We start from the raw sequence: 23009 nt of genomic DNA on the forward strand, positions 1-23009 counted from the left end.
TTATGGAATTTCAACCTTATCCTTTTGAAAAACTTAATGCTCTTATTAAGGATATTCCACAAAAAGAGGGCAGAATCTCACTAACTATTGGAGAACCGCAGTTTAAGACACCTGAATTTATTTGCCAAACCCTAAGCCAAAAGGCTGCCTTACTAAATAAATATCCAAAAACTAGTGGAGAGGAATCGCTTAAAGAAGCCTTGCTTGGATTTGTCAAAAGGCGTTTTGGGATTGATTTGCCTTGCGAAGCGTTGATTTCAACTTTTGGAACTAGAGAAGTATTATTTAATTTTCCGCAATTCTATCTTTTTAATAAAAAAAATAAGGTTATGGCATACCCAAATCCTTTTTATCAAATTTATGAGGGTGCAGCAATCGCCTCAAGGGCAAAAGTGATTCATATGAATCTTACAAAAGAGAATAGTTTTAAGCCAAAATTGAGCACTAAAGAAATGCAAGAATGTGATTTGGTTATTCTTAATTCTCCAAACAATCCAACAGGTAGCACTCTAAGCTTAGAAGAGCTAAAAAAATGGGTGGAATGGGCTTTGGAATATGACTTTTTATTGCTCAATGATGAGTGCTATAGCGAGATTTATATGGATTCTAAACCCGCTTCAATTTTAGAGGCAAGTTATGCAGCAGGAAATTATTCTTTTAAAAATATTTTGGCGCTTAATTCCATATCTAAACGCTCTAGTGCCCCTGGACTTAGAAGTGGCTTTATTGCCGGAGATAGTCAAATTTTAAAACAATATGCACAATATCGCACTTATGTTGGCTGTGCCTCTCCACTGCCTTTGCAAGAAGCCGCTAGAGTTGCGTGGAGTGATGATGAGCATACTTTGTATTCAAGAGAGCAATATGCAAAAAATTTGCAACTAGCAAAAGAGATTTTGGGGGTGGAAGTTCCAAGTTCGACCTTTTATGTATGGCTTTTTGTGGGCGATGATTTGGAATTTGCGCGTAATTTACTAGAGAAAGAAAATATCGTGGTATTGCCAGGAAGCTTTTTGTCAAGAGAAAATGGTATAAATCCAGGGCGTGGATATGTGAGATTGGCTTTAGTTTATGAGCAAGAGATTATCAAAGATGCACTTTTAAGGATAAAGAAGTGGCTTTAGAGATTCCCAAATTTATACATTTTATCGGAATTGGTGGAATTGGAATCTCGGCTTTAGCAAAATTCTTACATGCGCAAGGCGTGAAGGTTAGCGGATCGGATATGTGTGAGGGCTGTGTAACAAAGGAATTAAGGACAATGGGGATTTCTCTTAGTATTCCGCACTCCAAAGAATCAATCACTTGCCAAGATTTGGTGATTCACTCTGCGATTATTAAGTCTGATAATGTTGAAGTAATTGAAGCCAAAAAAAAGGGTATTGCAGTGCTTTCGCGCAAAGAAGCCTTAAATTTAATTTTAAAAGATAAGCAGGTTTATGCAGTCGCTGGTGCGCATGGCAAAAGCACCACAACAGCAATTTTGAGTGCGATTTTGCAAGAGAGCAGTGCATTAATTGGGGCAGAGAGCAAGGAGTTTGGCTCTAATACACGCGCTTTAAAGACTAATAAAGTGGTGTTTGAAGCTGATGAATCAGATAAAAGTTTTTTGGAGTGCAATCCTTATTGTGCGATTGTAACTAATGCAGAACCTGAACATATGGAGACTTATGGGCATAATTTGGAAGTGTTTTATCAAGCCTATAGGGATTTTTTGGAATTAGCAAAATATCGTGTGATTAATGCTGAAGATGAGTTTTTAAAAACACTTAAATGTGAATGTGTGAGACTTTATCCTTCAAAAGATATTGAAAATATTGAATATTTTTTAAAAGATGGGGAGCCAAAAACGCGTTTTAGATTAAAAAATAGCGGTAAAGATTTAGGAGTTTTTGAAGTTTATGGGCTTGGAGAACATGTCGCACTTGATGCAGCCTTGGCAATTTTAGCAGCATTAGAATGTATGGAAGTGGAGCAAATCCGCCAAAATATTCAAAATTTTTGTGGAATCAAAAAGAGATTTGATATTTTAAGCAAGGGTAAATGCTTAATTGTCGATGATTATGCGCATCACCCAACAGAAATTAAAGCCACTCTAAAGTCGCTAAAAAAATATCAAGAATTAACTCAATATCAGCAGATTTGCGGAATCTGGCAACCCCATAAATATTCACGTATCTTGGATAATTTAGAGGAATTTGTAGAATGTTTTAGCGGAATAGATAAACTAGTTATTCTCCCAGTTTATGCTGCTGGGGAATCAAAGCAAGAGATTGATTTTGATAGGCTTTTTGCTAAGTATCAGCCTATTTTTGCGGATTTAGTTAAAAGAGAAGGGGATTCTTTGGTGCTTTATTGCAATGGAGCAGAGATTGATAGGATAGAGAGTGGGATTGCAGTGGGGTTTAATGCTGGGGATTTGACTTATCAGCTTCGAGGAGGTTTTTAGTGGTGCATTATTGGCTCATTGTTATTGCCGCTGTAGTTGTTTTGGCATTGCTAGTTCAGCTTTTGGCACAATACAATCTAATTGAAAAAAAGAGTAAAATTATCGTGGGTGCTATGCTTTTGATTTTTGCGCTTGGAATTGGCATTTTTACTCTTTTTCAAGAAAAGGCTAATGGAGAACTAACAGAACTTGCAAAGCTATTTCTGCAAGGAAAAAAACTGGTGTGTGTGGTAGGGACAGAGACTTTAGAAGTTGATAGCAATACATTTAATTTTATTAGTGGCACATTAACCTTAATGGGGAAAGAGGAAAGTGGGTATTTTAGAACGACAATTCCACTAAAAGCTTGTGAGCTTAAAAAATGAATAATTTAGTTAGAAAGCTAGATTTAGAAGACTATTTAAAGAATTATGAGAGCTTTTTATCTCGTCCCAAAGATTTGTTTTTAGAAGGTGATAGTAAAATTCATTTTAATTTCATTAGGGAGTTAGAGCAGGTTGTTTTTACTCCGCCCAAAGAAGTTAAGAATCTTGATACGCAACTAGCACTTTTAAAGAAATTTGGCTATTTAAAACTAGATGAAATTTTTGAATTTATTAAAATAATTCGCTATTTTAACTACCTTAAAAGTTTGAAATTAGAGGGGATTTTAGGGAATTGGTTTGAAGGGATTGTTATTCCACAGCCTATTTTGGAGGTTGCCAAGTTTTTTTTGGAAAATGGTGAGCTAAAAAGTGGGATTTATTTGGAGCTTGATTCTATTTTAGAAAGTCTTGTGCGGATTAAAAGAGAGATTGCTCAACAATTAAATCAAATCCTAAATCATAATAAACTTGCAGCCTATCTTGTAGATAGGCAAATACATTTTGTGAATGAAGAAGAATGTTTGCTACTTAAGGCAGGATTCCATCATGTTCTATCTGGACAAATTATTAATCGATCAAGTGCTGGATTTTTCTATGTTTTACCTCAAAGTATTGCAAATTTAAAAAGCAAAAGCAATGAGCTACAAAACAAAAAAGAAGAGCAATTATTTTATATTTGTAGGGAAATTTCAACACTTTTTACCAAGAATCTTGCATTTTTAAAATTTATTAATAAAGAATTTGATCGTTTTGATTCTTATCAAGCGCGTTTAAATTTTGCAAAATCAAAAGGATTAGAGTTTTTAGCACCCAAGCCTAATGGTAAAAAGATCATTTTAAGTGAGTTTAAGCATCCAGCACTAAAGAAACCAAAATCTATCAATCTCTCTTTTGATGGGCAAATTTTGATGGTTACAGGGGTGAATGCAGGGGGAAAAACAATGCTTTTGAAATCCGTAATGAGTGCGGTTTTTCTCTCTAAGTATTTGATTCCACTTCCTATTAATGCAGCAAAATCAAGCATTGATTCTTTTAAATTTATTGAATTAATTTTAGAAGATCCACAAAATAGTAAGAATGATATTTCTACTTTTGGGGGTAGAATGTTGCAGTTTTCGGAGATTTTAAACCAAAGAGATGGAATTATTGGTGTGGATGAAATTGAGCTTGGGACAGATAGTGATGAAGCAGCTAGTTTGTTTAAGGTGCTACTAGAAAATTTGATTCTCAAAAATAACAAAATCATTGTAACTACCCACCATAAGCGTCTTGCTGCGCTAATGGCAGGGAATCCTAAGGTGCAACTTTTAGCAGCTTTGTTTGATGAAAAAAATCAAATGCCAACTTTTAGCTTTCTTGATGGCACTATTGGCAAAAGCTATGCCTTTGAAACAGCGGTGCGCTATGGGATTCCAAAGACGCTTGTGAATGAGGCGAGAATCCTTTATGGAGAGGACAAAGAAAAACTTAATGAATTAATTGAAAATTCTTCACGCTTAGAAATGAAATTGCAACAAGAGATTAAACAAGCAGAACTCAAAAGGGAAGAATTAGAGCAAAAAATCAATCATTTAAAATCCAAAGAAGAAGCCTTAGAGCAGTCTTATAAAGCAAAATTTGCACTCTTGGAGCAGACTTATCAAGAGGCAATTAATGTTGCAAAACAAGCAAGCAAAATGCATAATCAAGCCGAGATTCATCGCCAAATGAACGAGGCTAACAAGATTTTAAGACAGGCAAAAAAACAAGAAGAACAAAGAGAGAAGCCAAAGATTCAAGTTTTTAAAGTTGGAAATAGGGTAAAATATCGCCAATCAAGGGGTGCAATTGTGAGTATTCAAAGGGATAGTGCAATGGTGCAGCTTGATGATGGATTTAAACTTAGAGTGCCTTTAGGTGCGTTAAAATTAAGCGGCAATCCCCCAGAGATTCCGCAAGTTAAATTTAATGTGCAATCCCCTAAAAATGCCAATGTGGTTTTGGATTTGCATGGAATGAGGGCAGAAGAAGCTTTAGAAAAACTTGATGAATTTATTTCAAATAGCCTTATTGCTGGATTTGATGAGGTTTTAGTCTATCATGGAATCGGCACTGGAAGACTTTCAAGTGTGGTGAGAGACTTTTTAGAAAAGCATCCAAAAGTTGTGGAATTTACAGATGCACCGCCAAAGTCTGGTGGATTTGGTGCAAAAATTGTGAAATTATAAGAAATTATAAGGAGTTAAAATGAAAAAAATTTTATTTTTAATTGGTGTTATTTTTGTGGCTTTTGTAGCAACAGGTTGTGATAAATCTGATTATCAGCATCCTATGCATCGCAGTGGAGGGAAGTAAGATTTTTCCTAGCCTCTTTGGTAAATATGCTTAGATTCTAAGCTCTTTTGCTAGAAATTTTCCCGTATGACTGCCTGTTTTTTTGTATCTTTTAGCAATATGTTCTGGAGATCCGCTATCAACTATGTTTCCTCCACCGCTTCCGCCTTCAGGTCCTACATCAATAATAAAATCGGCATTTTTAATCATATCTAGGTTATGTTCAATTACAATTACACTATTGCCTAAATCAGTAAGGTGGTGCAAGACATGCACGAGTCTATCAACATCAGCAAAGTGCAGTCCTGTAGTTGGTTCATCTAAAATATAGAGTGTTTTGCCGGTGTCTTTGCGACTTAGCTCTTTAGCAAGTTTGATTCTTTGAGCCTCCCCACCACTTAGTGTTGTGGCATTTTGCCCTAGCGTGATATAGCCTAATCCGACATCTTTAAGTGTTCTTAGTTTTTGGTAGATTTTTGGAATCTTAGCAAAAAACTCACACGCTTCATCAACACTCATCTCTAGAACTTGAGCAATATTTTTTCCTTTGTATTCTACTTCTAGAGTTTGTGTATTATAGCGCGTTCCTTGACAAGAATCGCATTTGACTAAAATATCTGGCAAAAAGTGCATTTCAATTTTGATTTCCCCTTCTCCTTGACATTTTTCACATCTTCCGCCTTTGACATTAAAGCTAAAGCGACTAATATTATAGTTGCGGATTTGTGCTTCTTTGGTTTGTGCAAAGATTTGGCGAATCTCATCCATTGCACCTGTATAAGTTACGGGATTTGAGCGCGGTGTGCGTCCAATTGGGCTTTGATCAAGGTAGATGACTTTGTCAAGCTTTTCTAAGCCTATAATCTCCACGCCATCAACTTTTTTGACTTTTTTGCGATTGTTGAGTAGTTCTTGCGCAACTGGGAGCAGAGTTTGAAGCACTAGAGAACTTTTGCCACTTCCACTTACACCTGTAATGCAAACAAAGTTTTTAAGTGGCATTTCAACATTAAGATTGTGAATATTATTGATATTAACATTTTTAATAGTAAGCCAATCTTCTTGATTGCGGCGGATAAAATATTCGATTCTCTTTGTACCATTGAGATATTGAGCAGTTTGGGTGGAGCTTGAGAGAAGTTGCGTGAGATTTCCGCTGAAGACAACTTCTCCGCCATATTTCCCTGCACCTGGACCTATATCCACAATAAAATCGGCGTGTTCTATGGTTTCTTTATCGTGTTCTACAACGATAACCGAATTTCCCTTTTGTTGCAAACTTCTTAGGGTTTTGATGAGTTTTAAAGTGTCTCGTTCGTGCAAACCAATACTTGGTTCATCAAGCACATACATTACACCTGTTAGACCACTCCCAATCTGGCTTGCGATTCTAATTCTTTGCGATTCTCCTCCGCTAATGCTTCTTGCATCACGCCCCAAACTAAGATATCCTAGCCCAACATCATAAAGAAAATAAAGTCTCTCACAAATTTCTTTTAAAATGGGTGCGGCAATCATTGCTTGTTGGTTATCAAAATAATCAAAGTTTTGAGCATTGGCAAAGAATCCATAGCATTCACTAATTGGCATATCTAAAATATCTCCAATAGTTTTGTTAGCGACTTTGACAGCAAGACTTTGGGGGAGAAGCCGATGCCCTAAGCAATCCTCACAAACCTTTTCGCTCATATAATCACTTAAGTCTTTATTGTCTTTAAACATATCATAAGCAATCGCTAAAATCCCACTCCAAGGTCGCTTAAGCTTAGTGCTTTTCCAAGTGAATTCTATATCTTGGCTATTGCCATATAAAATGAGCTTTTTTTGGTGTTCTTGCAAATCTTCAAAAGAAGCTTTAGAATCAATCCCATTGGCTTGACACATTGCTTTAAAAAGCTCATTATAATAGCTTTTATTAAAGCCATAAATGATTTTGATTCCGCCCGATTCTAAAGGCAGGGAGCTATCAAGGATTTTTTTGACATCAATGCTATATCGGATTCCAAGTCCATCGCATTTTGGACAAGCACCTTTGGGGGAATTAAATGAAAAACTAAGAGGTTCTAGCGGATTAAAAGAAACTTTGCAATCAAAACAAGCTAAGTGCTCACTAAAATGGATTAACTGATTTTTACTTTCTCCCAAAATCTCTATTTCTACCTCACCATAAGATTCTTTAAGGGCTTTTTCAATGCTTTGAGCAATTCTTTCTTTATTTTCAGGCTTAATTGTGATTCTATCAATCACGACTTTGATGGTATGTTTTTTCGTTTTGGAGAGTTCAATATTTTCATCTAGCCTTGCTAAAACTCCATCAATCTGCACTCGCACATAGCCTTTTTGTCGCAATGATTCTAGTTTATCTGTAAAAGTTCCCTTTTTTTCGCGAATGAGTGGAGATAGGATTAGCACTTTTGAATCTTCGGGGATTTTGAGAGCTTGAGCGATAATATCACTAGCACTCATTTGAGAGATAGGCTTTCCACATAAATGGCAGTGTTGAATCCCAACGCGCGCATAAAGCAAACGCAAATAGTCATAAATTTCTGTAATAGTTCCAACCGTGGAGCGAGGATTTTTGCTAGTGGTTTTTTGATCAATAGCAATGGCAGGGGTTAATCCCTCTATTTTATCCACATCAGGTTTGCCAATTTTATCCAAAAATTGCCTTGCGTAGCTTGAGAGTGATTCAATATAGCGTCTCTGTCCTTCTGCATAGAGCGTATCAAAGGCTAGGGTGCTTTTGCCACTTCCACTAAGTCCAGTAAGCACTACTAGCTTATTTTTAGGGATATTAAGGTGGATATTTTTGAGATTATTTTCTTTAGCATTAGTAATAATGATATGATCTAGTGGTGATGCATTTTGCGGATTCAAAGTTTTTCCTTATGAAATGAAATAACCAAATATTATACCAAAAACATTTTTTAAATTCACATTGTAAAAGTTAATCATCACTGCTAATAATGTGGTTTGAAATTTAGTAATTTTTGCAGGGGGTGATTTTGGAGTAAAAGCAATAAAGATTATCCTTGAATACTTAATAGCTATATTATTTTATTTTTATTGTATCAATAAACTTTAGTGCATTAATATAAACTTTGTTGATTTTTTGGAAGCTCTGTGTTATAATTCCACTAAATTTTTAAAAAAGGATTAAAAATGGCAAAACATACCTTTCAGACTGAAGTGAATCAGCTTTTAGATTTAATGATTCATTCCCTTTATTCCAATAAAGAAATCTTTTTGCGTGAGCTTGTGAGCAATGCCTCTGATGCGCTTGATAAGCTCCAATATCTTACGCTAACGGATGAGAAATTAAAGACTTTAGATTTTCAACCTAAAATTGAAATTAGCTTTGATGCAGAGAAAAATACCCTAACTATTAGCGATAATGGGATTGGTATGAATGAGCAGGATTTGATTGAGAATCTAGGGACAATTGCAAAGAGCGGGACAAAAAATTTCCTTTCTAAATTAAGTGGCGATAAGAAAAAAGATTCAGCACTTATTGGGCAATTTGGGGTTGGATTTTATGCAGCATTTATGGTAGCAAGCAAAATCATTGTAACCACCAAAAAAGCAGGAGAATCTCAAGCTTATGCTTGGATTAGTGATGGAAGTGGAGAATTTGAGATTGAAAAATGCGAAAAAGAAGGGCAAGGAAGTGAGATTAAGCTTTATTTAAAAGAAGATGAGAAAGAATTTACAAGTCGCTGGAGAATTGAAGAGATTATCAAAAAATATTCTGATCATATTCCATTCCCAATTTTCTTACACTACACTGAAACAAAAAGCGAAGGTGAAGGGGATTCAAAAAAAGAAATTAAAGAAGAAAAATGTGATCAAATCAATAAAGCTTCAGCGCTTTGGAGAGTAGCTAAAAAAGATCTTAAAGATGAAGAATATAAAGAGTTTTATAAAAGCTTGAGCTATGATTCAAATGAACCTTTGGCTTGGGTTCACACTAAAGTTGAAGGAAGTTTAGAATACACTACACTTTTTTATATCCCGCAAACAGCACCTTTTGACCTTTATCGGGTGGATTATAAAAGTGGTGTAAAGCTTTATGTTAAACGCGTGTTTATTACAGATGATGATAAAGAGCTTTTACCGCCTTATTTGCGTTTTGTTAGAGGTATTATTGATAGCGAGGATTTACCTTTGAATGTTAGTCGTGAGATTTTGCAACAAAATAGAATCTTAGCTACAATCAAATCAGCTTCAACAAAGAAAATTATTAGTGAGATTGAATCGCTCCAAAAAGATGAGGAAAAATATGCAAAATTTTATAAAGAATTTGGAAGATGCCTAAAAGAAGGTGTTTATAGTGATTTTGAAAATAAAGAGAAATTGTTAGAACTTTTGCGATTCCAATCAAATAAAAGTGAAGGAAAAGAAATTTCCTTTAAAGCTTATAAAGAGCGAATGAAAGAGGGGCAAAAAGCGATTTATTATTTGCAAGGGGAGGATTTAGAATTGCTTAAAAATTCTCCACTTTTAGAAAGCTATCAAAAGCAAGATATAGAAGTTTTATTTTTTGCAGAAGAGATTGATGGATTTGTAATGCCAATGGTAAATGAGTTTGATAAGACTCCATTGCGTTCTATTACCTCTAAAGAGGCTTTGGAAGATTTAGGCACACAAGAAGTGGATAAAGAAACACAAGAAAAATATAAAACTATTTTAGAAGAGTTTAAAAAAGTGCTAGGCGATGAGGTTAAAGAAGTGCGCTTAAGCAATAGGCTTGTGGATGCGCCTTCTTGTGTGGTGGCTGATCCTGATGACCCAAGTGCTGCAATGATGAAAATGATGAAGCAAATGGGCGCAATGGGTATGGGCACAGAGATGGCAGAGCCTAAACCTATTTTAGAGCTTAATCCAAACCATACGATTTTAACTAAATTGCTTTTGAATAATGATTCTGTAAAGATTGCAGAAATTGCACATTTATTATTAGAAGAAGCAAAACTACTAGAAGGCGGAAAACTTAAAGATGTGAATGCTTTTGTGAAGCGATTAAATACGCTTTTAGAAAATACACTTTAAGACTAGATTACTATCCTTGGATTTTCAAGGATAGAATCTTTTAAATATTCTTGACTTTTTATCACTTAAAGATTATAATTTCAGTCCTTTTTGCTTGTCGGGGCGTAGCGCAGTCTGGTTAGCGCACTTGGTTTGGGACCAAGGGGTCGAAGGTTCGAATCCTTTCGCCCCGACCACTTCTTTTTAAAACTTATTATCAATGGTGGGCGTAGCTCAGTCGGTTAGAGCATCAGATTGTGGTCCTGAGGGTCGTGGGTTCGATTCCCATCGCCCACCCCATTGTTTTCTTAATTTTATCTTTGAAATAATTTTACAGAGCTTATGTTATCTGTCTTTAAAGTTTTATATTTTATAATATCTTTATAGTTTTTAAAAAGTGCGGCAATGTTTCAAAGAGATGTGTTTTACATTGCAGGATATGATCCTCGCAGTTATCGTTATTATTATGCTTTATTAAAAGAGAATCTTGTAAAGCAAAACTCCATTAGCCATTTTGGGTTAGAAATTTCTCCCTGCCATTTAACTCACAATAAGGAAGTTTTTTGTCAAATTGCCTCACAAGAATCTCAAACAAATTACCATTTTTTAACTTGGGATAAGGTTGTAAGAAAATATTGGTCAAAGACTTTGTGGAACTTTGTTTGTGATTTTATTTATTTTTTAAAAGCTTATATTTTTTCTGGAATTGTTAAGACTTTTACTCAAAAATCAAGAACGCAGCTTTTAGCTGGATTTTATCCGATTGTTTATTTTATAGGTAGCTATGTTTTATGCTTCGTGGTTGCTTATGGTCTGTTTGTTTGGATAAAAGAGTGGAATTTATATGTGGCTATAGCTATGATTCTGGCTTGTTTGTGGATTGGAACAAAGGGGATTTTGTGGTGTGGCAAGAGATTTGCGGTTTTTTGGTTGTCTAATATTTATGTATTTTGTGCTAAATATGCTACAGGCAAGATTAATGAAATTCCAAATCTTACTTTGGAATTTAGCCAAAGAATTTTAAAAGCTCTTAGAGAGAATCAAAAAACAACTCATTATGAAGTGATTTTATGTGCACATAGTGTAGGAACTATTTTGGCAATAAGTGTCATCGCCAAAGTCGCAGAAGTTGCTAAAAATGAGAATTTGAATCTAAAAAATTTTAAGGTTTTAATGCTTGGGCAGTGTATTCCGCTTGTTAGTTTTCAAAAGTATTGTGAAGCCTTTAGGAGAGAAATGGAAGTGGCAGGAAATGTGGGAGTATTTTGGTGCGATTATACTTCAAAGATTGATGGAGCTTGTTTTGCAATGCTTGATTATTATAAGGCTTCAGGGCTAAGCGTGAAATCTCCACCGCTTTATCTCTCGCCACGCTTTCATAAACTTTTTACGCCCATAACCTACAAGAAGATTCGGTATAATTGGTATTTGGCGCATTTTTTGTATTTGTATGCAACAGAGATTGATGGCAAATACAATTATTTTAATTTTATTAGTGGAGTAAAAACTTTAGAACACAAGGTAAAGGAGTAGTTATGGGGCAGTGTCCATTTTTCCCAAAACCACACAAAACTAAGGCTTCCTTATTGACAACTTTTCTCTTAAAAAGACGTTCATGGCTTGATGGATTGTATGAAAGAAGCTATAAGATGAAATCAGGCAGAGTGAAAATGCCAGGCTTTGATTTATATATTGCAAATCACCCACAAGATGTGAGACGCATTATGGTAGATGAAGTAAGAGAATTCCCTAAAAGTGATTTGTTGCACGAGTTATTAAGTCCTTTGCTTGGTGAGAGTATTTTTACAACTAACGGGGAAGTTTGGAAAAAACAAAGGGAGCTTTTAAGACCCTCTTTTGAACAAGCAAGAATCACTAAAGTATTTGGTTTAATGAGTGATGCAGTTAGTGATTTGATGGCTAAATTTAGGGCTTATCCCGATAAAGCGGTGATTGAAGTTGATGAGCTAATGACTTTTGTAACAGCTGATGTGATTTTTCGCACCATTATGTCCCAAAAGCTTGATGAGGCTAAGGGCAAACAGGTTTTAGAAGCTTTTGTGACTTTTCAAGAAGAAACTATTCATACAGCTATTAAAAAAATGTTTTGCATTCCAAAATGGTTAGTGAATCTTTTTGGAGAGAGAAAGCGCGTTAAGGCTGGAGAGATTATTAGAAAAGTTTTAAGTGATATTATTAAACCGCGTTATGATTCTTTTCATAAAGGAGAGATAGGGGAATATCAAGATATTCTCTCTTCGCTTTTAGCGGTAATTGAAGTAGAAAGTGGCAAGCCTTTTAGTTTTGAGGAGATTTTAGATCAAGTGGCTATGCTTTTTTTAGCAGGACATGAAACCACAGCTAGTTCATTGACTTGGACACTTTATATTCTAAGTTTATCACCAAAAGAACAAGAAATCGCCTATCAAGAGATTATTAATGTGGCAGGCAAGGAAGATTTTAATATTGGGCATTTAAGAAAAATGAAATATTTAACCAATGTTTTTAAAGAGTCATTGCGACTTTATCCGCCAGTTGGGTTTTTTGCAAGAACAGCTAAAAAAGAGACAGAGATTCGCAATAAATTAGTTCAAAATGGATCAGGAGTTGTAGTGGCTCCTTGGCTTATCCAAAGACATAGTGATTATTGGGAGAATCCTCACGAGTTTGATCCTACACGCTTTGAGAGAGAGATTAAAAAAGACACTTATTTGCCTTTTGGAATGGGGGAGAGAATTTGCATTGGACAAGGCTTTGCTATGCAAGAAGCCATTTTGATTTTGGCAAATATTTTAAGGGAATATAGACTAGAATTACAAGAAAATTTTGTGCCAGATGTTGTAGGAAGGCTTACGATTCGATCGGCAAATGGAATGAATATTAAATTTATCAAAAGAGAAAATTAGCTAAAAATGAAAGAAAAGTTAGCAGGAACATTGCTTTTGTGTGCTTTAGTGCCTTTGATGATTATTGGCTATTTACTCATAGTGTTTGTTGGAACATTTGGTAAAGTTAGCCGTGTGCGTCAAGGTGTTAGGGCATTAGATCATTTTGTTAATGCAACACTTTTTAATGGCTATGCTTGGGAGTCAGTTTCTTCTCACGCGTGGAGAGAAAGAGATAAGAAGTGGGCTAAGATTGTGATTAAAATCACAGATTTTTTTCAAAAAGATCATTGCAAAAGAGCGAATTCAAGAGAGCAGCCAATCATTGATTTAATGTTGCGAAAGCATCTAAATGAACAAACTATTGGAAGACAATTATAAAGAGTAGCAATGCAAGTTTATCTTTTTACTGGGGCAGCTGGATTTATTGGATCGCATACCGCGTATTGTTTTTTAAAAGAGAGTGATTGTAAAATTATAATTTTGGATAATCTTTGCACGGGATTTAGCGAGAATGTAGAGTTTTTGCAAAAGAAATTTCTTAATAGAGTAGAGTTTGTTAGCGGAGATTTTGGTGATAAAGTTATTTTAGGGAAAATTTTTTCTCAACAAAAAATTGATGCTATTATCCATTTTGCTGGGAGTTTAGTCGTTTCTGAATCGGTTTTTGATCCTTTGAAGTATTATCAAAACAATGTTGCTAATACTCTTAATCTTTTGGAAATGGTTGCAAAATTTAAGATTAATGAGTTTTTATTTAGCTCAACTGCAGCAGTTTATGGAGAGCCAAACACAACACAGAAAATAATAGAAACTACACAAACTGCTCCGATTAATCCTTATGGAGAATCAAAGCTTGTGGTTGAAAAGATTTTGCGGGATTTTGAAGTGGCAAATCCAGAATTTAAAAGTGTAATATTGCGATATTTTAATGTTGCAGGTGCTTTGAGCGAGGGAGGGCTTGGGCAAAGAAGCAAGAATGCTACTCATTTGATTAAAGTAGCGTGTGAATGTGCTTGTGGAAAGCGTGATAAAATGGGGATTTTTGGTGAGGATTATGCAACAAAAGATGGGACTTGCATTCGTGATTATATTCATATTGATGATCTAGCAAAAGCACATTTTGAGTGTCTTAAAACTTTACAAAAAGAGAGGGTTTCGCAAACTTATAATGTGGGTTATGGAGTTGGATTTAGTGTTAAAGAAGTCATTGAATGTGTAAAAAGGGTCAGTGGGATAGATTTTAAGGTTGAGATTGAGCCAAGAAGAGCTGGAGATCCTGCAATGCTTGTGAGTGATAATGATAAAATTCTAACTCACACGGAATGGAGACCAAAATATAATAATTTAGATCTTATTTGTAAAAATGCGTATGAGTGGGAAAGGAAAATGGATTAGTTAGCTTAAGTTGCCATAAAAGCTTCCATTAATCTGCACCTTATCAATAAGAAAACTTCTAAAGCGTTCAAAAAGGGTTTGATTAATTTTGTATTTTTTTGCCGCTTTCCAAAATTTATTAAGTGATTCTTGGTAGGTTAGTCCTTGGATATTATAAAAGGCGTTTCCACAAACTTTTGTGGGGCACTTATGAAGAATACTTGAAAGTCCTGTTGTGCTGTTAATAACTACGCAACCAAGAGCATTTTTTAATAGAGTTGGAAGATGGATATCGTGAATGTAAATCACTCTTTGACTTACATTGTATTTGCGCGTTTGTCTTTTGATGAATTTTTTATAGTTTTTATAGCCTCTATCCATTGGATGGTGTTTGATGACTAGAAAATGTTGTTTTTTGGAATATTTTGCAAAAGATCGGATAGAGTTTTTGATAAAATTCTCAATTCGTCTGCCTTCAAAATGATTTTTGATTTGCGTATCATTATAGACTTGCAAGACAACAACAAAATAGTTTTTCTTAGAATCTAAAATAAAATCTCTATCTTCCTTTTGGCTAAAGCGATACCAATGTTTTCTAAAAAGCGATAAAAACCAAGGAAACATTTCTGTAAAGCTCAAGCTCCTATGGTGGAGTTTGTTGTTAAAATACCAGCCTAATAAAAAAGCCCCAAACCAATAAAGAAAGGAAAACCAAGCCATATTTCTAAAGCTATGTTGGACATTTTTTTCTTCTTGAGCGGGTTTGTTTTTGTAAGTAAGGTAGAAATTTGAATCTTTAGGTAAAGTGGAATTGGCATTGACACCATCTTTTTCAAAAGTGATGAAATTAGGTCGGATATAACCTTCTTCAAAAATATAAGTTTGGAGATTGAGCGATTGGGCAACTTTTACTCCAATTTTATGAATAGGGCGACAATCATTAAACATAATCACGCAATCAATACGATAGGTTTTGCAAAATTCTTGTAAAAAAGTTTCAAGGTTAGCTAGGGAACCACGATAGGATTTAGCCTTAAAGGGATAAAAAAGAAAATCTCCTCCATTAAAATTAATTTTGTAAATTTGATTTTTTAAGGACAATAGCTTGGCAAAACGATAAAAAAAGGGTCCAACAGGACCTTGCAAAAGGAGAATTTTGCGATTCTGAAATTGCTGTATGACCTCTTTTAGCTGCATGAATTAATTATTTGTTAATATCTAAAACTACGCTTGTAGCAATAGCAATTTGATAAAGAATTTGCGCTAAGACACTTGTGATTTGCAATCCTCTACCTGTTTCAATGGCAGGTAAGACAAGCAAGGAATCGCCTGGTTTGAGACTTGGCGCACTTGCAAAGGAATACCAGCTTGAATCATAGCGTTCTGCTTTTCCATTGGCGCGAATGACAAGAATACGCTTTTTATTAGCCCTTTCTGTGAAATCTCCAGCAAGCTTAATATAATAGTTAAGATTTTTGTCTTCTTCATAGATAAAAGCACCAGGCAATGCCACTTCTCCTTGCACCAAGACAAGATTGTTTTTAGTTGGGATATTAATAACATCCCCTTCTTCAAGAACCGTAGTGGCATAGGCACTTTTGTTTTCAAGCACAATTTGACCCTTTGGTGTGAGACTTTTTGCGCGCTCAATAAATTCAAGCACCATTTTAGATTGACTTGCACGCATAGAAGCTTCTTGGGCGGTTACAGATGAGGAGGTGAGTGCTAGGGTTTCTAGTTCTTTTAGTTGAGCTTCAATGAGTTTTTTCTGCGTTTGGGAAACGCTTTGGCGGAAGACTTGAATGGCATCTAGATTAGATTGTGGGTTGGGTTTGATTTTAAGTGCAACTTCTGCAAGGGTAGTGCCCTTTTTGACAACCATTGAGTGCATTCCATTATGCTCACCTTGAATTTCAATGGTAATATTTTCTGCGCTATAATCAGGGCGAAACTCTACTTCATCGCCGACTTTTAAAGCAACACTTGCAAATTCTTTTTGCTTGTAAGAGTTAATATCGATTTTATTGTTAGCAAGATAGGATCGCACAATTGCATTAGTTACAATAGGTTTTGCTCCAGAGACTCTTGCAAGATCTTCTAGGGTTTTAATATCATCTTTTAATTCAAATCTAAAAGGTTTCTGCACATCACCTTGGACAAAAACATAGCTTTCAAGGTTTTTTACTAAAATTACATCGCCCGTTCTAAAAGGAAAAAGTTTCATTTTTCCACTAAAGAGAAAATCATACAAATCCACTTGTAAAGCCACTTTATTATCCCTTAGAATCTCAATATTTCTAAAACTTCCATAATCCAGATTGATTCCAGAGGCTTTGTCTAAATATTGAATAATGGAATCAGAGCTTAGTCCTTGATAGAGTCCGGGTTTATTAACACTTCCAGTTACAAAAACCGAGACATTTTGATAAACATTCATATCAGCATAAACAAATACATTTTTTTTGTAAATCTTAGAAATACCTTGTTTTAATACTTTAACAAGATCTCCATTGCGCACTCCAAGCAAATTGATTGCGCCTACTCCAGGCACAAAAACATTGCCTTGTGAATCCACCATTAATTCTTGTTGAAATTCAACTGCCCCCCACATTCTAAAGTTAATCTTATCGCCAATGGCAATTTTGTAATCAGGATTATAAAGAGATTGAGAGGCTTTAGTAAAGTTTCCATTAAAGAGATTTGCACCAAATACAGGTGGGAGAATGGGGATTTGAGCAGTCTGCATCGTTTGCGTGGAAGCATTAGGTGTGGTATTGGGATTTGAGATTTGCAAATCCATTGGAGTATTTTGAGTGGCAGAAGTGCTGGGAATACCCGTGATAGAAGAAACATCAACTCCATAAGCAAAATGTGTCGCAAAAATAGTTATTAATAAGATTTGGAATAATTTTTTCATTAGTATCTGTGCTCCTCTATAATCATGGTAATTAGTTTGATGATTCCATATATCACTGAAAGAATGACAAAAATAGTGATGATATTATACAGTGTTCTTGGGTAGGTTGGGGATTCTGGTTTGTTTGCCCCTTGAATCACAACAAGCTGTTTGATTTTACGGCTTGATTCAATGCGTGTGGTTTCTATGGAGGTTAGTGCCACTGTGTAAGCATCTTGTGCAAATTGTGCTTCAATGGTTAGATCTTGAAACTTTGCGGCAAGATCGTTTAATCTTTTGCTGCTTTTGGTGGAGACAATCTTGGAAGTTTCTTTGTCAAGCTGTTTTTTTAGTGCGTCAATTTCGGATTTTAACATCACGATTTGAGGAGCATCTTCGTTAAGATAGCTACGCATTGTGACAAGTTCGGTTTCTTTGGTGGAAATTTGACTTTCAATCGTGTTAGTAAGGCTTGCTTTAGCTTCAGCTTGTTTTAGGGGATCAAAAACTCCATAACGCGCTTGGAAAGCTAAAAGATTGTTTTTGGCATTTTGCAATCGTTCTTTGGCTTTCAGTAATTCTTTTTCGGCAAATGCCATTTGCTCTCTAGCAGCCTTATGAGAAACTTCATTCACAAAGCGTTCGGATTCTTTTAAGATTGCATTAGCAATCATTTCTGAATCTTGGGGAGTGAAACCTTCAACTTCAACTTTTAAGAGTCCAGAAACATCATCAAAGATGATTTTAACTCGATTTTGATAAAACTTAAGAAAATCTTCTTGACTTGATTGTTGTGTGAGTGCAAAAAAAGGATCTTTCTTTTGTGCTTGGTAGAGAAGTTTTAGATGCACTTCTTTATCTAGAATCTTTAGCATATCTAGTGAGTGAATGTATTCTTGCAAAAAGAGCACATCTTCTCTAGCACCCGCGTTAATTCCTACAAGTGAAGCCAAACCACTCACAGGAGAAATATCATTACTCATTGAGCGCACACTTAAAATAATAGAACTCACATACCTATCTGCAGCAAAGAATAAATAATATAAAATCACTGGAATCATAAGAATATATACGATTTTAAAGCTTTTTAGATAGGTTGAAATTTTTTGTGCTTTTGGCTTTTGAAACAAGATTTTTAATTTTTCCATTTATTTTCCTTGATAGGCTTTAATGCCTTCTTCCACATCATCATAAATTGTTACCACTCCATTGTCAAGATGAATGATTTTATCGCACCATTTGCGAATCTCTGAAAGACTATGAGAAACAAGAATGACCTTAGATTTGCTGAGTCTTTCTTGATAAAGCTTCTCACTCTTTTTTTTAAAGGTTGGATCACCAACGGCTCCTGCTTCATCAATGAGATAATAATCAAAATCAAATGCCATACTCATCCCAAAAGAAACTCTAGCTCTCATCCCCGATGAAAGCACATTAACAGGCTCATCAAAGAATTTTCCAAGCTCGGCAAATTCTTCTACAAAGGCAATTTTTTCTTTGAGTGCTTCACCTTTGTAGCCATAAACGCGTGTAAGGAATTTAATATTATCTCTTGCAGTGAGTGTGCCTTGAAAAAATGCGCCAAGCCCAATAGGGAAAGAGATTTTTCTATCAGTGATTACCTTGCCCTTATCAGGCATATCCATACCCCCTAAGATTCGCATTAAAGTGGATTTACCTGCGCCATTTCTGCCCATTAATCCAATGCTACAATTATCAGGGAAAGTGAAGTTTAGATCTTTAAAGACATAATGTCTTTTGCCACTATTAAGTGGGTAGGATTTGGTGAGATTTTTAAGCTGTATCATCGGATTTGTCCTAGATATTTGTAGCGGAAATAATAAAACCAAAGCCCAATAAAAAGCAAAATAATGCCAAATGAAAAGGGATAGGTAAAATTAATACCTTCAATCTTTGGATAACCATCAAAATAATTTTCTCTTAAAAGCTCAAGAAATTGTAAAACAGGGTTATAAAGCAGGAATTCTACAATATGATCAGGAAGAATCCACAAAGGATATAAAACAGCCGATCCAAAATACAAGATATTTATTCCATAGTTAATAAAAATTTGCGCGTATTCTAACTCGCTATTTAAAAAAGCCAAGCAAACCCCTAGAGAAAAGCCTAAAAAAGCCAATCCCAAAAAGGCAATAAAAACTTCCAAAAAATGAATGGGGAGAATCGGCAAATCCAAAAACCAGCCAAATAGCACCATAAAAAGAATAAAAACAGAAAAATAAATCCCCATTTCTAAAAGTGCTCTAGCTATGAAAATATGAATGGGTTTAACAGGTTTGTAAGCAATGAGTGCGCGATTGGCCTGCACTCCAGCCATAATCTGTGTTACGATATTTCTAAACATAAAAAAGGGCACAAATCCTGTTACTAAAAACATTTCAATGGGGACTTGTGGAATAGATCTTGCGCGAATGAGAGTAAAAATAACAAGAAAAAAGAGGATATGTGTCATAGGCTCACCAATGACCCAAAAATACCCTAATCTTCGGTTTTTTCCAAAACGCGTTTTTAGTTCTCTAAAAAATAACGCCTCAATAACATCTCTCATTTTACTCTAGCCACTTTTAAATTATTTTTTGTTTTTTGGAATTTAAAATTAAGTATTCTATCTTTTATTTACTTGTATAATGATAAATTTTAAAACTTTGATGGGAAAGAATTTTGATTTAGCAATGATAAGACAAATTTTATTTTTAGCTTGGGTTAGCATTTTTGCTTTTGGGGCGGAGTTTGAAGGGATTGGGGATTTGGAGTTTTTGCCACAAAAAAATCTAAAAATTCTTGTTTTGGATGAAAAAATGCAGGTTAAAAAAGTGCTTAATCTTGATAGTAAAGAATCAAAGCATATTACCTTAGAGGTAGAAAAAGATGAGAAAATTTATTTGACGATTATTCATAAAGATTCAAACCAAGAAGATTCAAATCAGACCAAAAAACAAGCAACAGAGAATCAAGACAAAAGCAAGTTAGCTAAGGCTTTAAAAGAAGAGGCGACTATAACTAATGCATCTCCCAATATAGAAAAGAGTGCATATGAAGGGAGGTTTGAGAGAAATCGCTTTATGGGAGGGATTTTGGGGTTTGAGCCAGATGGATTTAATTATATTTTACCTGCCAATATTAGCACCTCAAAAGAACCCAATCAAGGCAAACAAACCGAGACAAAATTTCAAATTAGCATTAAAAAGCGATTGTATAATGATTTGGTGTTTAAGGATTTGGACTTGTATTTTGCCTATACGCAGCAGAGTTTTTGGCAGCTTTATGATTCAGATAATTCTAAGCCTTTTAGGGAAAGTAATTATGCGCCAAGTTTGTATTTGAGCTATCCATTAAAGGCATATGATTTGTTTTTTGAGCGAGTTAATTTTGGTTATTTACACCAAAGTAATGGTGGAGATTTAGAGCATTCTAGAAGTTGGGATCGAATCTTTGTAGAAGGAATTTATAGTTATGAGAATTTTGCCTTATCGCTTAAAGCTTGGTATAGAATCCCAGAAGATCCTAATAAAGATGATAATAGGGATATTACAAAATATTTGGGATATGGAGAGCTTAGTGTGGGGTATTTGTGGAAAAAGCATTTGGTGAGTGCGACTTTGAGAAATAATCTAAGAAGCGATAATCGTGGCTCTATTTTGCTAGATTATTCCTATCCTATTTACAAGAATCTTTATTTTTATTTGCAGTTTTTTAATGGGTATGGTGAGAGTTTAAGGGATTATAATAATTCGATTAATCGCATTGGAGTAGGAATCTTATTTAATCGCTAAAAGGCGTAAGAACCTTTGGGCTTTTCTTGAAAGGAGAGAGTAAAGGCGTTTTTTTAGGGCATAGAAACGATTGTTTTGGAGCTTTTGTTTCTCTTCTTCTAGGGCATCAATAAGGGCAAGTGGGTGGCATAGTTGTAGTGTTTTTGGGTGGATATAGCGAGGATAGAGGATATAAGCACCGGCAATAAGCTCATCAAGGGTTAGCTTCCTTGTGCGTCTAGGGCAAGTTTGTTTGTCAATAGTCAATCCCCAACCTGCATAAAAGGGCATTCCATAAGTAATCACCCTTTTGCCATATAGCAGGGCTTCAAATCCACTTAAAGAAGTGAGCGTATGCACTTCATCAACAGCTTCTAAGCAAGAAGGTAGGCTAATGTCAATTAGAATCTCATCACAATATTGTAGCGCGATAGAAGAGGGGATATTTCCGATTCGATTTCCGCTTAGCACATCAGGATGAGGTTTGTAGAGAATATAGGCTTTTGGATTTTTTTCTCGCACTTCTTTGAGTAGTGATAAATTAGTGCGTCCTTTAGCGCCATAGATGATAGAGGCATCATCTTCCACTTGCCCAGTGATTAGAATCTTGAGTTGATTTGGGGGGAGATTGAGGAATTTATGAGGATTGGTATTGTATTTAGAGATTTTGCTTGTAAGAATCTTATCTTTTAAAATTTTCGCTTCTTCAAGCAGAGTTTGGCTAAAGTTGGTGTGGTTTAGAATGGTTTCTAAATCGCTTTTGGTAGTGGCATCAAAGTAGATTCCGCATTCATCAAAGACTTGAGAAAAAGGGCGTGTGAGATCAGAGCCTAATGAAATGGAGCGAATGAAGCCATCTTCTACGCGTGTGAGTGGGATTGAATGTTCTTTGGCAAAGGTTTCGATTTCGCTAAAGGATTTTCGCCCCCAAATGAAAATTTTGCAGTTTTGTTTAAGGGCTTCTTGGAGTAAGCCTTTTTTGAATGCAATTTTAAGATGAGAGCTAAAAAAGGGATTAATAAAAATAATATTTTTGGGATTAAAATTTGGCATAAAGGGTGGGATAAATGTATGCTTCCAAGTGGAGAATCCAAACATAAAGGCTTTTTTGTTGGTTTTTATATAGTAATGTTTGTAGCAAATAAGGGTTTGCAAGGTATCTAAAATATCGCTTTTTCTTTCGTAAAAGGGATTATAATAATGAGAATAAAGAATATAACTTGCTGCAAAAACTTCTTCTAATTTTAATTTGCGTTTGCGTCTAGGGCAAGTTTGTTTGTCAATAGTTAATCCCCAACCTGCATAAAAGGGCATTCCATAGCATACGCATTCACAGCCTACTAGCAGGGCTTCAAATCCCATTTGAGAAGTTTTGGTATAGACTTTTTTAAAGTGCTTTAGTAAGGATATGGGGTTAAAATCTTCATAGATAAGTTTGATTTGTGTTGGAATCTCGCTTGGATTGAAGTCAGATTTTTTGCGACCACTTAGCACATCAGGGTGAATTTTGAGATAAATTTCACAATTTGGATTTTCTGTGAGTGCATCTTGGATGATTTGGGCGGTGGTGAATGCATTGGCATTGCCATAAATTAGGCTAGAATCATTTTGGGTTTGAGAGATGATGAGGATTCTTGTGGGAGTGGAATCTGTGGGAGCAAAATAATTTTGTGGAACATCTGGAGTGTGATTGTATTTAGAAATGTGGTGTGCTGTGATGAGATGAATGGCTTCTTTAGCAGTTTTTAGCAGGGTAGGATTGGTATTAAAATCATAGGTGTTTAGGATATTTTCTAGTTGGCTTTTGGTAGTAGAATCATAATAGATTCCAAGGTTATCTTGCACGATTGAGAAGCTTGGAGAACCTTCTATGCCCAAGCCAAAAGAGCGGATAAATCCATCTTCAAGCAAGAGGTAGCTACC

General features: G+C 35.2%; 17 protein-coding genes and 2 tRNA genes. 12 read left to right on the top strand and 7 right to left on the bottom strand.

The features are described 5' to 3' along the window. Positions 1-2: 2 nt before the first annotated feature. From MKD52_RS00620 to MKD52_RS00635, 4 genes are read left to right on the top strand one after another with little or no spacing between them, the layout of a single operon-like run. A complete protein-coding gene (locus MKD52_RS00620) occupies positions 3-1124 on the top strand; it encodes a succinyldiaminopimelate transaminase (protein ID WP_242098896.1) in 1122 nt (373 codons plus the stop codon). Further along, entirely contained in the window at positions 1115-2449 is a 1335-nt protein-coding gene (gene murC, locus MKD52_RS00625) for a UDP-N-acetylmuramate--L-alanine ligase (RefSeq protein ID WP_242098897.1), read from the top strand. The genes MKD52_RS00620 and murC overlap by 10 nt, the downstream gene beginning before the upstream one ends. Further along, positions 2449-2814, top strand: a complete 366-nt coding sequence (locus MKD52_RS00630) for a hypothetical protein (RefSeq protein WP_242098898.1) — start codon at positions 2449-2451, stop codon at positions 2812-2814. The genes murC and MKD52_RS00630 overlap by 1 nt, the downstream gene beginning before the upstream one ends. Beyond that, positions 2811-5021, top strand: a complete 2211-nt coding sequence (locus MKD52_RS00635; RefSeq protein ID WP_242098899.1) for an endonuclease MutS2 — start codon at positions 2811-2813, stop codon at positions 5019-5021. The genes MKD52_RS00630 and MKD52_RS00635 overlap by 4 nt, the downstream gene beginning before the upstream one ends. A gap of 157 nt (positions 5022-5178) precedes the next feature. Here the strand turns inward: MKD52_RS00635 and uvrA are convergent, their stop codons facing one another. Next, positions 5179-8004 carry an excinuclease ABC subunit UvrA gene (gene uvrA, locus MKD52_RS00640; protein WP_242098900.1) on the bottom strand — a complete coding sequence of 942 codons (2826 nt, stop codon included), beginning with the start codon at positions 8002-8004 and terminating at the stop codon, positions 5179-5181. Between the two features lie 285 nt (positions 8005-8289). Between uvrA and htpG the strand changes: the two genes are divergently transcribed. The 7 genes from htpG to galE all read left to right on the top strand — a co-directional run bounded on the left by htpG (position 8290) and on the right by galE (position 14438). After that, the gene (gene htpG, locus MKD52_RS00645) at positions 8290-10176 is read left to right on the top strand and encodes a molecular chaperone HtpG (protein WP_242098901.1); all 1887 of its coding nucleotides are present in this window, start codon (positions 8290-8292) and stop codon (positions 10174-10176) included. 98 nt (positions 10177-10274) lie between these two features. After that, positions 10275-10352 (top strand) — tRNA-Pro (locus tag MKD52_RS00650). 26 nt (positions 10353-10378) lie between these two features. After that, positions 10379-10455: transfer RNA gene (locus MKD52_RS00655), tRNA-His, on the top strand. A gap of 105 nt (positions 10456-10560) precedes the next feature. Then, a complete protein-coding gene (locus MKD52_RS00660; RefSeq protein ID WP_242098902.1) occupies positions 10561-11688 on the top strand; it encodes a hypothetical protein in 1128 nt (375 codons plus the stop codon). Between the two features lie 2 nt (positions 11689-11690). Further along, on the top strand, positions 11691-13061 hold the full coding sequence (locus MKD52_RS00665; protein WP_242098903.1) for a cytochrome P450: 1371 nt from the start codon (positions 11691-11693) through the stop codon (positions 13059-13061). Positions 13062-13067: 6 nt separating this feature from the next. Then, positions 13068-13421: a hypothetical protein gene (locus MKD52_RS00670; RefSeq protein WP_242098904.1), complete on the top strand. Its 354-nt coding sequence runs from the start codon at positions 13068-13070 to the stop codon at positions 13419-13421. Positions 13422-13430: 9 nt separating this feature from the next. Next, a complete protein-coding gene (gene galE, locus MKD52_RS00675) occupies positions 13431-14438 on the top strand; it encodes a UDP-glucose 4-epimerase GalE (protein WP_242098905.1) in 1008 nt (335 codons plus the stop codon). Here galE and MKD52_RS00680 read toward each other — a convergent pair whose 3' ends face one another. From MKD52_RS00680 to MKD52_RS00700, 5 genes are read right to left on the bottom strand one after another with little or no spacing between them, the layout of a single operon-like run. Further along, positions 14439-15614, bottom strand: coding sequence for a capsular biosynthesis protein (locus MKD52_RS00680; protein ID WP_242098906.1), 1176 nt, complete (start codon positions 15612-15614; stop codon positions 14439-14441). It abuts the gene before it with no gap. A gap of 7 nt (positions 15615-15621) precedes the next feature. Further along, positions 15622-17334 (bottom strand): polysaccharide biosynthesis/export family protein, encoded by a 1713-nt coding sequence (locus tag MKD52_RS00685; protein WP_242098907.1) that lies wholly within the window; start codon positions 17332-17334, stop codon positions 15622-15624. Further along, positions 17334-18461 (bottom strand): capsule biosynthesis protein, encoded by a 1128-nt coding sequence (locus tag MKD52_RS00690; protein WP_242098908.1) that lies wholly within the window; start codon positions 18459-18461, stop codon positions 17334-17336. The genes MKD52_RS00685 and MKD52_RS00690 overlap by 1 nt, the downstream gene beginning before the upstream one ends. Continuing rightward, positions 18462-19121, bottom strand: a complete 660-nt coding sequence (locus MKD52_RS00695) for an ABC transporter ATP-binding protein (RefSeq protein ID WP_242098909.1) — start codon at positions 19119-19121, stop codon at positions 18462-18464. Continuing rightward, positions 19118-19882 (bottom strand): ABC transporter permease, encoded by a 765-nt coding sequence (locus MKD52_RS00700; protein ID WP_112057901.1) that lies wholly within the window; start codon positions 19880-19882, stop codon positions 19118-19120. Before MKD52_RS00700 ends, MKD52_RS00695 begins: the two co-directional genes overlap by 4 nt. A 124-nt stretch (positions 19883-20006) precedes the next feature. Between MKD52_RS00700 and MKD52_RS00705 the strand changes: the two genes are divergently transcribed. Then, the gene (locus MKD52_RS00705) at positions 20007-21107 is read left to right on the top strand and encodes a phospholipase A (RefSeq protein ID WP_242098910.1); all 1101 of its coding nucleotides are present in this window, start codon (positions 20007-20009) and stop codon (positions 21105-21107) included. Here MKD52_RS00705 and MKD52_RS00710 read toward each other — a convergent pair. Further along, positions 21093-23009, bottom strand: a 1917-nt coding sequence (locus MKD52_RS00710; RefSeq protein WP_242098911.1) for a capsular polysaccharide biosynthesis protein, incomplete at its 5' end; no start/stop codon positions are given. The two genes, MKD52_RS00705 and MKD52_RS00710, sit on opposite strands and share 15 nt — an antisense overlap.

The organism is Helicobacter sp. CaF467b (assembly GCF_022664765.1).
GTDB classification, from domain to species: domain Bacteria; phylum Campylobacterota; class Campylobacteria; order Campylobacterales; family Helicobacteraceae; genus Helicobacter_D; species Helicobacter_D colisuis.

What these genes read in the sequence shown, in the direction of transcription:
- MKD52_RS00620 (WP_242098896.1), top strand. Translation starts at nt 3, where the DNA reads ATGGAATTTCAACCTTATCCTTTTGAAAAACTTAATGCTCTTATTAAG.
- MKD52_RS00635 (WP_242098899.1), top strand. Translation starts at nt 2,811, where the DNA reads ATGAATAATTTAGTTAGAAAGCTAGATTTAGAAGACTATTTAAAGAAT.
- htpG (WP_242098901.1), top strand. Translation starts at nt 8,290, where the DNA reads ATGGCAAAACATACCTTTCAGACTGAAGTGAATCAGCTTTTAGATTTA.
- MKD52_RS00660 (WP_242098902.1), top strand. Translation starts at nt 10,561, where the DNA reads ATGTTTCAAAGAGATGTGTTTTACATTGCAGGATATGATCCTCGCAGT.
- MKD52_RS00665 (WP_242098903.1), top strand. Translation starts at nt 11,691, where the DNA reads ATGGGGCAGTGTCCATTTTTCCCAAAACCACACAAAACTAAGGCTTCC.
- MKD52_RS00670 (WP_242098904.1), top strand. Translation starts at nt 13,068, where the DNA reads ATGAAAGAAAAGTTAGCAGGAACATTGCTTTTGTGTGCTTTAGTGCCT.
- galE (WP_242098905.1), top strand. Translation starts at nt 13,431, where the DNA reads ATGCAAGTTTATCTTTTTACTGGGGCAGCTGGATTTATTGGATCGCAT.
- MKD52_RS00680 (WP_242098906.1), bottom strand. Translation starts at nt 15,614, where the DNA reads ATGCAGCTAAAAGAGGTCATACAGCAATTTCAGAATCGCAAAATTCTC.
- MKD52_RS00685 (WP_242098907.1), bottom strand. Translation starts at nt 17,334, where the DNA reads ATGAAAAAATTATTCCAAATCTTATTAATAACTATTTTTGCGACACAT.
- MKD52_RS00690 (WP_242098908.1), bottom strand. Translation starts at nt 18,461, where the DNA reads ATGGAAAAATTAAAAATCTTGTTTCAAAAGCCAAAAGCACAAAAAATT.
- MKD52_RS00695 (WP_242098909.1), bottom strand. Translation starts at nt 19,121, where the DNA reads ATGATACAGCTTAAAAATCTCACCAAATCCTACCCACTTAATAGTGGC.
- MKD52_RS00700 (WP_112057901.1), bottom strand. Translation starts at nt 19,882, where the DNA reads ATGAGAGATGTTATTGAGGCGTTATTTTTTAGAGAACTAAAAACGCGT.
- MKD52_RS00705 (WP_242098910.1), top strand. Translation starts at nt 20,007, where the DNA reads ATGATAAGACAAATTTTATTTTTAGCTTGGGTTAGCATTTTTGCTTTT.